This is a genomic window from Leeuwenhoekiella sp. MAR_2009_132 (assembly GCF_000687915.1).
Taxonomy (GTDB): Bacteria; Bacteroidota; Bacteroidia; order Flavobacteriales; family Flavobacteriaceae; genus Leeuwenhoekiella.
Map to the genome: position 1 here is coordinate 1,931,716 of NZ_JHZY01000004.1, position 12,729 is coordinate 1,944,444.

The 12,729-nt window shown below is 36.1% G+C and carries 14 protein-coding genes; all 14 read left to right on the forward strand.

The window, feature by feature from the left end:
• Window positions 1-177: 177 nt before the first annotated feature.
• The gene (cyoE, locus tag P164_RS16665) at window positions 178-1,071 is read left to right on the forward strand and encodes a heme o synthase (RefSeq protein WP_028377456.1); all 894 of its coding nucleotides are present in this window, start codon (window positions 178-180) and stop codon (window positions 1,069-1,071) included.
• Window positions 1,071-1,664, forward strand: a complete 594-nt coding sequence (locus P164_RS16670; RefSeq protein WP_028377457.1) for a heme-copper oxidase subunit III — start codon at window positions 1,071-1,073, stop codon at window positions 1,662-1,664. The genes cyoE and P164_RS16670 overlap by 1 nt, the downstream gene beginning before the upstream one ends.
• A 131-nt stretch (window positions 1,665-1,795) precedes the next feature.
• Window positions 1,796-2,776 carry a cytochrome c oxidase subunit 3 gene (locus tag P164_RS16675; RefSeq protein ID WP_028377458.1) on the forward strand — a complete coding sequence of 327 codons (981 nt, stop codon included), beginning with the start codon at window positions 1,796-1,798 and terminating at the stop codon, window positions 2,774-2,776.
• A 45-nt stretch (window positions 2,777-2,821) separates the two neighbouring features.
• Window positions 2,822-3,181, forward strand: coding sequence for a cytochrome C oxidase subunit IV family protein (locus P164_RS16680; RefSeq protein ID WP_028377459.1), 360 nt, complete (start codon window positions 2,822-2,824; stop codon window positions 3,179-3,181).
• A gap of 127 nt (window positions 3,182-3,308) precedes the next feature.
• Window positions 3,309-3,941 (forward strand): hypothetical protein, encoded by a 633-nt coding sequence (locus tag P164_RS16685; protein WP_028377460.1) that lies wholly within the window; start codon window positions 3,309-3,311, stop codon window positions 3,939-3,941.
• A gap of 3 nt (window positions 3,942-3,944) precedes the next feature.
• Complete coding sequence (locus P164_RS16690) at window positions 3,945-4,709, forward strand: SCO family protein (protein ID WP_028377461.1); 765 nt, start codon at window positions 3,945-3,947, stop codon at window positions 4,707-4,709.
• A gap of 3 nt (window positions 4,710-4,712) precedes the next feature.
• Window positions 4,713-5,288, forward strand: a complete 576-nt coding sequence (locus P164_RS16695) for a DUF420 domain-containing protein (protein ID WP_028377462.1) — start codon at window positions 4,713-4,715, stop codon at window positions 5,286-5,288.
• Window positions 5,289-5,297: 9 nt separating this feature from the next.
• The gene (locus P164_RS16700) at window positions 5,298-5,513 is read left to right on the forward strand and encodes a hypothetical protein (protein WP_028377463.1); all 216 of its coding nucleotides are present in this window, start codon (window positions 5,298-5,300) and stop codon (window positions 5,511-5,513) included.
• A gap of 122 nt (window positions 5,514-5,635) precedes the next feature.
• A complete protein-coding gene (locus tag P164_RS16705) occupies window positions 5,636-6,337 on the forward strand; it encodes an ABC transporter ATP-binding protein (protein WP_028377464.1) in 702 nt (233 codons plus the stop codon).
• Complete coding sequence (locus P164_RS16710) at window positions 6,330-7,574, forward strand: ABC transporter permease (protein ID WP_028377465.1); 1,245 nt, start codon at window positions 6,330-6,332, stop codon at window positions 7,572-7,574. Before P164_RS16705 ends, P164_RS16710 begins: the two co-directional genes overlap by 8 nt.
• A 14-nt stretch (window positions 7,575-7,588) precedes the next feature.
• Window positions 7,589-8,848: an ABC transporter permease gene (locus tag P164_RS16715; RefSeq protein ID WP_028377466.1), complete on the forward strand. Its 1,260-nt coding sequence runs from the start codon at window positions 7,589-7,591 to the stop codon at window positions 8,846-8,848.
• 27 nt (window positions 8,849-8,875) lie between these two features.
• Window positions 8,876-10,027, forward strand: coding sequence for an efflux RND transporter periplasmic adaptor subunit (locus tag P164_RS16720; RefSeq protein WP_028377467.1), 1,152 nt, complete (start codon window positions 8,876-8,878; stop codon window positions 10,025-10,027).
• Window positions 10,028-10,094: 67 nt separating this feature from the next.
• Complete coding sequence (locus P164_RS16725; protein ID WP_028377468.1) at window positions 10,095-11,420, forward strand: TolC family protein; 1,326 nt, start codon at window positions 10,095-10,097, stop codon at window positions 11,418-11,420.
• 48 nt (window positions 11,421-11,468) lie between these two features.
• Window positions 11,469-12,728 carry an efflux RND transporter periplasmic adaptor subunit gene (locus tag P164_RS16730; protein WP_028377469.1) on the forward strand — a complete coding sequence of 420 codons (1,260 nt, stop codon included), beginning with the start codon at window positions 11,469-11,471 and terminating at the stop codon, window positions 12,726-12,728.
• Window position 12,729: the final 1 nt, after the last annotated feature.

Genomic DNA, 12,729 nt, shown 5'->3' on the forward strand with positions numbered 1-12,729 from the left:
ATTGTTAGTAGTACAGCGAGCATTAAAATGCTGTGTATTTTCTTGAGTAAATTAAAGCTTTGAGAATTACTTTACTATACATAAATCATTAGGGTGTATTAACCTTAGAATAGGTTGTATAGAAGGTGTGCGTGCAGTATCTTTGCACGACTTTTTAAAGCCCTTGAAAACACGCATTTGAGCCTCGCTAAAACCCATACAGCACCAGCATCTATCTGGATAGATTTTAAAGAAATCACTAAGATGCGTCTTGCCATTAGCGTGGTTTTTTCTAGTATGGCCGGTTATCTTCTAGGTGCTTACGCCTTAGACTGGTTAACTGTGGTTCTTCTCGCAATAGGAGGCTATTTAATGGTAGGAGCATCTAATGCTTACAATCAAATTATAGAGCGCGATCTTGATGCCTTGATGGATCGTACAAAGAACAGACCTATCCCTGCAGGAAGAATGACTGTGCGTACTGCCTTTACTATTGCTACTACATTTACAATTCTAGGTTTACTTACTTTATATATAATAAACCCAATTACAGCAGTTTTTGGTGGAGTATCTATTTTTCTATATGTATGTGTCTATACGCCATTAAAGACTAAAACTCCTTTGTCTGTTTTTGTAGGTGCTTTTCCAGGTGCAATTCCATTTATGATGGGCTGGGTTGCTGCTACAGGTAATTTTGGCATAGAGGCGGGTACGCTTTTTATGGTTCAATTTTTTTGGCAATTCCCCCATTTTTGGGCAATAGGCTGGTTCTTGTATGATGATTATAAAAAAGGAGGATTCTTTATGCTTCCCACAGGTGAGCGCGATCGCGGCACCGCAATACAGGTCATTTTATATACAATCTGGACTATCCTGGTTTCTTTAATTCCTGTATTTGGCGTTACAGGGAGGTTGTATTTGACGCCTGTATCTGCTGTACTGGTTGGGATTTGCGGTTTAGGCTTGTTGTATTATGCAATACGGCTATACAGGTTTAAAAATAATGTTACTGCAAAGCGTTTGATGCTTTCTAGTGTAAGCTATATAACGTTGATACAGATTATATATGTTGCTGATAAATTTTTGAGATAATGGAATATACATCACAATCAGAAGCGGTTAAATTAAAGAGGTCAAAAAAAATGATGCTGTGGTTTGGTATCATTAGTCTTTCAATGATGTTTGCGGGTCTTACCAGTGCTTACATCGTAAGTAGTGAGCGCAGAGACTGGCTTTCAAATTTTGAATTACCACAAGCATTTTATTTAAGTACGGGAATTATTGTAATGAGTAGCCTATCTATGTTTGTTGCAAAGTGGGCGATATTTCAAAATAAAAATCAACTGGGTACTTTATCTTTATTGGCAACTTTAGGGCTCGGAATTGCCTTTGTGGTGCTTCAGTTTAGGGGTTTTGATGAGATAATCGCCAGCGGATATTTTTTTACGGGTAGTGAAAGTTCGGTTACAACTTCATTTATATATGCATTTGTAATCACACACGTGGTTCACGTATTAGCCGGTATATTGGTTTTATTAGTAGTAGTTATTCAACAATTAAGAGGAAAATATTCTAAAGAGCAATCACTTGGATTTGAGCTGGGTGCTACCTTCTGGCACTTTGTAGATATACTTTGGGTTTATTTGTTTCTGTTCTTTTTATTTGCAGACGATCTTATAAAATAAAAGAGTTCTTTTTAAATGCTAAGAATTCTTTAAAAAATCGTTTTTTTGAATGGTTATAAATACCGATTATTGCTTTGAAAAGCATTTTTAAAATACCTATTTTTGCAACGCTTATAAATTGATATTAAAATATGGACGCTACTGCTGTTAGAACAGGCACAGAAGGCAAAATTTGGGGAGGTGATAACAACCCCCTAAAAGCTAGTTACGGAAAAATGATGATGTGGTTTTTCATCCTTTCTGATGCACTTACTTTCTCCGCATTCCTTGCCGCTTACGGATTTTCGAGATTTAAATACATGGACGAATGGCCTATAGCCGATGAAGTGTTTACTCACTTTCCATTTTTACACGGTGTTGATGCGCCTATGTACTATGTGGCGTTGATGACGTTTATTCTTATTTTCTCATCAGTTACTATGGTTCTTGCAGTTGATGCCGGTCATCATATGAAGAAGAACAGTGTAATCTGGTATATGTTTTTTACCATTATAGGTGGTGTAATCTTCGTAGGTTCTCAAGCTTGGGAGTGGGCAAACTTTATTTCGGGTGAATACGGTGCTGTTGAAACTAAAGCAGGTCGTATTTTACAATTTGTAAATGCTGAAGGGGAGCAGGTAGCTTTAGAGTCATTTGCAGCAAACATACCTACAGATCGTAAACTGCTTACTAAAAGTGATGCGCTGTGGTATGAGTCTGAAGATACTATGGCAGACTATGATTTAGCTGAGATTGTTGCAGGTTTTAAAGCTAATCCAGATTTGCTTATACGTACCGAAATTCTAACCGAGTCTAATGAAAAGACTATATTATCTAGAGAAGAGTCTTTAGAGCGTTTAGAGCGTGATGCAGTAGGAGTGGTTCAAGGTGCTAATTTGTATCATAATGAATATGGGCCTCCGTTATTTGCAGACTTCTTTTTCTTTATCACAGGATTTCACGGTTTTCACGTACTTTCTGGGGTTATTATAAACATCATCATCTTCATAAATGTAATTTTAGGTACTTACGAGCGAAGAGGTAGCTATGAGATGGTTGAGAAAGTAGGTCTTTATTGGCACTTTGTAGATTTAGTATGGGTATTTGTATTTACCTTTTTCTATCTGGTTTAATTATAAAAAGATGTTCGCTTCCGCGGAATAAATAAAAAATATATAATGGCACACGATACAGGACATAATGAATCAGCTACCAAAAGAATTTGGTCGGTTTTTGGGATTTTATCTGTTGTAACAATTGCAGAAGTAATTTTAGGTATTATAAGACCAGAATTCTTAATAGAGACGATGTTTCTAAGAATGCGTTTACTAAACTGGATATTTATAATATTAACACTATATAAAGCCTATTTAATAACCTGGGCGTTTATGCACATGGAGCATGAAGCAAAAGGTTTGAGAAGAGCTGTAGTGTGGACGGGTATTTTCCTTGTTTGTTATTTAGTATTTATATTACTTACCGAAGGTGATTATATCTACGGTGTATATAATAGCGAATATCAAAGTTGGGATTTCTAAGAAATACTTAAATAAGGCATAAAAAAAGACGGTATATACCGTCTTTTTTTATGCCTTATTTTTAAGGAGAACGTTCTGTAGCTTAACTTTACAGTCATTAATAAATGCTAACTAAAGCAGCTGTGTTATGAAGAAATTTTTGGTATTAGGGGTTTTATTTATATTGCCTATTGTAGCCTATCTTTTTTTCGCATCCGGGATACATAACTTTGCAAAACTTCCCATTATAGAAAATGATATACCTGAATTAAACTTCACTAACGAAGTAAAATTACAGGATAAAATTACGGTTCTTGGTTTTTTAGGAACCACTATAGAACGTGATGGAGGTGATCTTTTTAATCTCAATCAGAAGATATTTAAGTCATTTAGAGAGTTTGATGATTTTCAGTTTGTGTATTTGGTTCCTGACACCATAGATGATGAAGAGCTTAAAAGTGTTTTAGATGAAATAAGTTTACTTACAGATATATCTAATTGGTATTTTATTAAAACTTCACAAGAAAACATTAATAAGACATTTGAAAGCTTAAAATCTCCCTATACATTATCTCAGGATGGTGGTTCTCCTTACATTTTTATACTAGATAAAGATAGAAGCTTACGAGGGCGTGATGATGATGAGGATTATGGGGTGCTTTATGGTTACGATAGTTCAGACATAGCAGAACTGGCAAATAAAATGAAAGATGACGTTAAAATTATACTTGCAGAATACAGGCTTGCTTTGAAGAAAAATAATGCAGAAAGAAAAAATTAAAAAATGAATAAAAAAAAGACCTATATAGGTATCGCGGTAATCGTTCTAATTTTTGGAATAGTTGTTATTCCAAAAATTATAGATCGAGTGATGAGAGGTGAAGTGGTGAAAAATGATAGGCTTAATGTTGCAGAGCTAGATACTGTAGATGATTCTAACGCAGAACTTTCTTATATTAATATAAATGGTAAAGATCGTAAGGTTCCGCATTTTGAGTTCGTAAATCAAAACGGAGACACAATTACCGAAGATTCTTATAAAGGAAAAGTGTTTTTAGTAGAATTTTTCTTCACAAGATGTCCTACTATTTGCATCCCTATGAACAAAAATCTCGTACTTATACAAGACGAGTTTAAGGATGATGCAAATTTCGGAATCGCTAGTTTTAGTATTGACCCAGAATATGACCAACCACAGATTCTAAAGGAATATGCAGATCAATATGGCGTTACTGATCCTGATTGGAATTTAATGACGGGAGAGCGTGAGAAAATATATGAACTTGCAAACGTAGGTTTTAATTTATTAGCTCAAGAGAACCCTGAGATTGACGGAAATTTTCAGCATTCAGGTCTTTTTGCTTTAGTTGATCAAAATGGTTTTATACGATCTCGCAAAGATGATTTTGGAAATCCTCTAATTTATTACAGAGGTTTTATTCCGCAGGGAACACCAGAGACTGATGACGAAGAGACATCACAAATAGATATTTTGATTGAAGACATACATAAATTACTTAATAAGAATAAGAATAAGAATAAGAAATAGTAGATGGAAGCTATAGAGAAAAAAGAAAAATTATATAATAGATGGATTATAATTTTATCTATTGCAATACCTGTAGCGGTAGCGCTACTTTTTACAGTGCGTATTCCGGGTGTAGCCCGTTTAGGTTTTTTACCTCCTATTTATGCTGCAATAAATGGCTTAACAGCCGTTTTGCTGATTTTTGCAGTAGTACAAATAAAAAAAGGAAACCGTGTAGCTCACGAGAAAATCATGAAAACCTGCATAGGTTTATCGGTGGTTTTTTTAGTCTTGTATGTTGTATATCATGCGACATCAGATTCGACCATGTTTGGCGATACTAATCTTGATGGGGTTGTATCTGATGCTGAAAATGCTTCTATAGGTTCTTTTAAATACGTATACTACTTCATTTTAATCTCACACATTCTACTTTCAATAGGAGTGATCCCATTTGTTTTGGTGACTTACGTTCGTGCCACGCTGGGCAAATTTAAATTACACCGTAAAATCGCGCGTATTACATTTCCTATATGGTTATATGTTGCAGTAACCGGTGTAGTCGTGTATTTTATGATTTTCCCGTATTACCCTGCTTAAAACCTTGCTATGAAAAAAGTTCTTCTTTCTTTACTATTCATATTAGTTACATTTTCTATAAATGCTCAATGTGCAATGTGTAGAGCTGTTTTAGAAAGTGAGACAGATAATAGTATGGCAGAGGGAGTAAATAATGGGATTGTATATCTTGCTGCAATACCCTATATCTTAATGGGAGGACTCATCTATCTTATTTACAGAAGTAGAAAAAAAGCTGATCGCTAAATACCAGTTGATTTCAAATAATTTTATAGTTTTTTTGTAACAAACCCCCTACTTTGTGGTCTATTATGAAAGTATAGATTGAGACCTCTCTTTTATATTTTTTTATTCTAAACCATCATTATATGATTGCTATCAAAGATTTGCATAAGTCCTATAACATGGGAGCTAATTCATTGCATGTACTTAAGGGTATCAATTTTTCAGTAAAAGAGGGAGAGCTCGTTTCAATAATGGGATCATCAGGTTCTGGCAAATCTACATTGCTTAATATTCTGGGAATGCTTGATGAAGCAGACAATGGTTCGTACACGCTCGACAATGTTCCTATTAAAAATCTTAACGAAAAAATAGCAGCCCAGTATCGCAATCGATTTTTGGGTTTTATCTTTCAGTCGTTCAATCTTATTAATTATAAAAGTGCTTTAGATAATGTGGGGATGCCTCTTTACTATCAGGGTATGAAGCGAAAAGAACGCACTGAAAAAGCGATGAGCTATCTTGAAAAAGTAGGTCTTGCAAACTGGGCACATCATATGCCTAATGAACTTTCTGGAGGTCAGAAGCAACGTGTGGCAATCGCACGAGCATTAGCAAGTGATCCTAAAGTTTTACTGGCAGATGAACCTACCGGAGCCTTAGATACAAAGACAAGTTACGAGGTGATGGAGCTTATACAGGGTATAAACGATGAAGGCAAAACCATTCTAATTGTTACGCACGAAGACGATATCGCGCATATGACTAAGCGCATCGTGAACCTTAAAGACGGGTTAATTATAGATGACACACTGGTTAATCAAGTAAGGGCTTCATCTCATGTTTAGTTTAGAACGCTGGCAAGAAATATTAGAGACCATCTCAAAAAATAGGTTGCGTACCTTCTTAACAGGTCTTTCTGTAGCTTCAGGTATATTTATTCTGGTAATACTTTTGGGTTTTGGTCAGGGAATGCAAAATGGAATTAGCAAAGAATTTGAGCAGGATGCCTCTAATCGTATTTCTGTATATACGGGTGTTACTTCTGTAGGCTATAAAGGTCTTAATCCCGGAAGATTTGTGGAGATGACTAATGAGGATTATGATTACCTGATAACTAAATATGAGGATGATCTTCAATTTAAATCTTCAGTATATAGAATATGGAGTGGTATTTTAAGCTTTAAAAATGAATCAGGAAGTTATCGTGTTGAAGGGGTGTATCCTGATTATCAATTTTTAGAAAACGCGAGTTTAACTGAAGGCCGCTATATAAATTACTCTGATCAGGATTCTAAGGCTAAAGTAATTGCAATAGGCAATAAGGTAAAGCAAGATCTTTTTAAAGACAAAAGCCCTATAGGGGAGCAGGTTCAAATAAACGGTATTAATTTTAAAGTAGTAGGTGTTTATACAGACCCGGGGGGAGAACGTGAAGAGACCCGTGTTTTCTTACCGCTTTCTACAGCACAACGTGTTTTTGGCGGTGCAGATAAAGTAAATAATTTAGGCTTTACTTTAACTCCTAAAGGTACTTTTCAAGATGCTTTAGCACAATCCCTTCGATTTTCTGAAGAAATTGAAGTTTTTCTAAAAGAACGACATTTAATTTCTCCAGATGATACGAGTGCGGTAAATGTGAATAATACGCTCGAGAATGCTAAACGTTTTTATGATCTAATTTGGATGATAAAGACGTTCTTTTGGTTTGTGGGTATCTGTACCCTAATAGCTGGTATTGTAGGAGTAAGTAACATTATGCTTATCATCGTAAAAGAACGTACTAAAGAAATTGGCATTCGCAAAGCTCTGGGAGCTCAGCCGCTTTCAATCGTAAGTATGATTCTACACGAGTCTATATTTGTTACAACAATAGCCGGTTTTAGTGGCCTTATTGTAAGTATGGGTTTGCTAGAGCTTATAGGTCCTAATTTAGAAATGGATTATATACGGAATCCTTCGGTTAATTTTAATGTGGCGATTACAACTGTATTTATACTGGTAATTGCGGGTGCTCTGGCAGGGTTTATACCGGCTTGGCGCGCTTCAAGAATAAAGCCTATTGCAGCACTAAGAGAAGAATAAATTCAGTTTAAAAAATGTTTAACAGAGATCGTTGGGATGAAATTATTGAAGCACTAAGCCGTAATTGGTTTAGAACAGCTTTGACTGCATTTGGAGTTCTTTGGGGAATATTTATTCTGGTGATTTTACTGGCTGCCGGTAAAGGTCTTGAAAATGGAGTAAAGAAAGATTTTGGTGGCATAGCAACCAACAGCATGTTTATGTGGACCCAAACCATCTCAAAATCTTATAAAGGATTACCTAAAGGCCGAAGATTTAATTACAATCTGGGAGATGTTACTGCAATGAAAGAAAACATACCGCAATTGCGCTTTGTCTCGCCTCGTAATCAATTGGGTGGTTTTGGCGGAGCAAATAATGTAACACGTGGTATTAATACCGGTGCTTTTAATGTATATGGTGATTACCCAGAATATATTGAGCAGCAGCCTATGAATATTACTGCCGGCCGCTTTGTCAACTACAGCGATATAAAGGCAAACCGTAAGGTAGCAGTAATAGGAGAGGGAGTACGTAACGCGCTATATGATAAAGGAGAAGATTTTATAGGAACCTATATTAAAGTAAACGGTGTAAACTTTATGGTTGTAGGAACTTATTCTATGGTTTCTAGCAACGGAAATGCAGAAGAAGATGAGAAGCAAATCTATGTACCTTTTACCGCGTTTTCTCAAGCATTTAATATGGGAGATACCGTAGGTTGGATGGCTGTAACTGCTAAAGATGGTTATTCTATCACGGCGTTGAAATCTGAAATATTTGAGATTATTAAAAACAGACACAGTATACATCCTGAAGATGATAGAGCTATAGGTAATTTTGATTTATACGAGCAATATCAGAAAGTAGATGGTCTTTTTATTGCTTTAAAAATAGTTGCCTACTTCGTCGGGATTTTGGTTTTACTATCGGGAATTATAGGCATAAGTAACATTATGCTAATTGTAGTCAAAGAGCGCACCAAAGAAATAGGAATACGCAGAGCATTAGGAGCCAGCCCATGGTCTATACGGGGTCAAATATTAATGGAATCTGTTTTTCTTACTATAATCTCTGGTATGGTAGGCATTTCTCTGGGAGCCGGCGTAATTTATTTGGTAAACAAGGTACTAGATGCTAATGGCCCTGTAGAAATGTTTTCTAATCCCAGTGTAGATCTTGGGACAGTTATAATCGCCTTATTTATCCTTGTGTTTTCAGGGTTATTGGCTGGTTTTATACCGGCTCAAAATGCCATAAAAGTTAAACCTATTGACGCTTTGCGTAACGAATAAAAATCATCAAAAACGAACGTTAATCATATGAAAAAATCAGTTACTATTATAATCCTCTCGTTGATAGCCATTGTCTTTGTAGGATCTTTATACTATTTCTACCAAAAGAATCAGGAAGATCCTATTGTTTACGAGACAGAGTCGCCGTCTAAACAAACCATTGTTAAAAAAACGGTTGCAACGGGAAGTATCGTGCCTAAGGAAGAGATCTTGATAAAGCCTAACATTTCGGGAATCATAGGTGAGATTTATGTTGTCGCCGGTCAAATTGTAAAAGAAGGTGATCTTATAGCGAAGATAGATGTGGTGCCTAATGCATCGTCACTTGTAGGCGCTAAGAATACAATTCAGGGAGCGCGCAACCAATTAGAGACTTCAAAACTGGCTTATGAAAACCAGAAAAACATCTACAGCAGACAAAAATCTCTATTTGATCGTGGGGTTATTTCAGCAAATGATTTTGATATTAGTCAGCGTGAATACAACCAGGCAGTTCAGGAATGGAGACAGCAGCAGGTAAATTTAAATTCTGCACGACAGAACTATGACATTATTAGAACCGGTACAACTGCAGGATTAGGTAGTGACGCGACAACATCTGTTAAAGCAACAATCACGGGGATGGTTTTAGAAGTTCCTGTTAAAGCGGGCAATCAGGTTATTGAAGCAAATAATTTTAATGACGGAACTACCATAGCATCAATCGCAGATGTCAATAATATGATTTTTGAAGGTAAAGTTGATGAAAGTGAAGTGGGTAAAATTACTGAAAACCTTCCGTTAGAAATTACGGTAGGTGCTATTGAGAACAAAAAATTTGATGCTACTCTAGATTATATCGCGCCAAAGGGTGTTGCCGAGAACGGAGCAATTCAATTTGAAATAAAAGGAACACTTACTAAAACAGATACCACATTTATACGTGCAGGGTTAAGTGCTAACGCATCTATTATTTTAGAACGAGCAGATGAAGTACTTGCCATAAAAGAAGCGCTGGTACAATACGATTCTAAAACACAGGCGCCTTATGTTGAAGTTGAGGTAGGTGATCAGAAATTTGAACGTCGCGAGGTAACTCTGGGCGTTAGCGATGGTATCTATGTCGAAATCAAATCTGGAATTCAAATGACAGATAAGATTAAAGTGTGGAATGCTATTAAGCCTGCTGCAAGTTTTTAGATTAAAAAAAACAACTTAGGTGTAACACTTCAATGATTAAGACTACTTATTAAACAGAATTACAATTATGAAAAATATATTACTCTTTGTTTTTATAGTTTTTTCTGCGTTTTCCGGGATGGCGCAACAAAAATGGACGCTGCAGGAATGCATACAGCGTGCATTAGAAGAAAATATACAAATACGTCAGGCAGAACTTGATAAAGAATCAGCCGCTATAGATAAGTCTGATGCTATAGGTAATTTTTTACCTTCTTTAAATGCTAATGCGAGTGTTTCTAAAAACACGGGTCTAAACATTGACCCTACCAGTAACCTGGTAACAACAACTCAGTTTTTATCTGCAAGTGGTGGTATTAATACCGGTTACACCCTATTTGACGGTTTGCGTAACTTTAAGCAAGTACAACGTGCTAAATTAACTGCGTTGTCAGCTCAATACGGACTAGAAAAATTGCAGGATGACATTGCGCTTGTTGTTGCAAATGGTTATTTACAGGTGATTTTAAATAAAGAAAATTTAAAAGTATTAAAATCTCAAAATGAGGTTACCCAGCAACAACTTCAACAAACACAGGATCTCGTAGATGGTGGTGTTTCACCTCGTGGTGATTTATTAGAAGTGCAGGCTCAAAATGCTACTGAAATTCAAAGTATTGTAGCTGCAGAAAATGCAGTACAGATTTCGCTTATAAGTCTAGCTCAAACCCTTTTAATACGTGATTACAAATCATTTGATATTGCCGAAGGTGATTATGCGATTTACGGCGAGGAAATGCTTTTGTTAGCTCCAGAGAAAATTATAGAGGCTGCTAAAGAAGAGCGAAATGAAGTTAAAATTGCGCAAACTAATCTAGAGATTGCAGAGAAAGATGTTCAAATAGCAAAAGGGGCTCAACTTCCCACAATATCAGCATTCTTTGGGTATAGTACGCGATATTCTGAGCAAGATATATTTAATTCTTTTCAGGATCAGTTATACATTAATGACGGTATTTCTTACGGACTTCAATTAAATGTGCCTATTCTCAACGGGTTTCAGGCGCGTAATAATGTGAAAAGAAGTAAGATAACTGCAGACCGAGCAGCGATAAACCTGGAGCAAACAAAACTTGATTTAGAGTCCAATGTTTATCAGGCTTATTTAGATGCTCAAGGGGCTTTAAAATCGTATGAGGCTGCACAAAAAGCTGCAGAATCTCAGGAGCTTGCTTATTCTTACGGGAAAGATCGTTATGATGTAGGTTTAATCAATGCATTTGACTTTAGCCAGTCAAAACAACGGTATGACAATGCTCAAATAGATTTAAATCGTGCTAAGTACGATTATATATTTAAAATAAAAGTGCTCGAATTGTACTTTGGTGTGCCTGCAGACCAACTAAAATTTTAATTGATTTTAAGTTCTGTTTCCAATAATAGATTTATATAAATACGCAAGATGAAAAAAAAGACGATCCTAATTATATTTGGTGTTGCTGTAGTACTTATTTTAGCCCTTATAGGAGGTAAAAAAGCGGGATGGTTCGGCAAAACTGGTGAGTTTAAAGCTGTAGAAACTCAAAAAATAGATCGCATGAATGTGATTGAAACGGTTGCCGCTACCGGAAAAATTCAGCCTGAAGTAGAAGTTAAAATTTCATCTGAAGTTTCGGGAGAAATAATAGAACTTCCCGTTGTTGAAGGGCAACAGGTTGAAAAAGGAGACCTTTTGGTGCGTATAAATCCAGATTTAATTCAATCTGCATTAACTCAGGCACAAGCTTCTTTACAAAATATTAAAGCCGGTTTGTCACAGGCAGAGGCAACACTTAAAAATGCAAAAGCAAACTATGAGCGTAACAAATCATTATTTGAAAAAGGTGTGATTTCAAAATCTGCTTGGGACCAGTCTATCTCAGATTATGAGGTTGCCCAGGCTAATGTTAAGTCTTCTTACTACAGTGTGCAAAGTGCTGCTGCAAACGTAAATCAATCCCGCGATAATTTATCTAGAACTACAATTTATGCGCCTATTAGTGGCACTATATCTAGTCTTGATGTAGAATTAGGAGAGCGCGTTGTAGGTACGCAACAAATGGCCGGTACAGAGATTATGCGGGTTGCAGATCTTGGCAATATGGAGGTTGAAGTTGATGTAAATGAAAATGATATCGTTAAAATTAATATAGGCGATTCTACCCGTGTTGAGGTAGATGCGTACTTGAAGAAACCTTTTAAGGGGCAGGTAACTGAGATTGCAAATTCAGCCGAAAGCAATCTTACAGCAGATCAGGTAACAAATTTTAAAGTAAAAGTACGTATCCTAGAATCTTCTTATAAAGATTTGATTGAAGGTAAACCGGAAGCATACTCACCATTTAGACCCGGTATGACGGCTACTGTAGATATTATAACAAATAGCGTTAAAGATGCTATTGCAGTGCCTATAAGTGCAATTGTAATTAAAAATGATACGACTACTTCTGCTTTTGGAGATAATCAATATGAAGCAGTATTTGTAAAGAATGGAGACAAAGCCAGTGTTAAACGCATAAAAACCGGTATTCAGGACGATTCAAATATTGTTGTGACATCAGGGTTAGAGCCGGGTGATGAGGTTATTGTGGGGCCTTATAATACAGTTACAAAATTACTTAAAGAAGGTGATCTTGTTGAGGTGAAAAAAGATGCTAAATTTGGGGCTTCGAAAGAAGACTAGA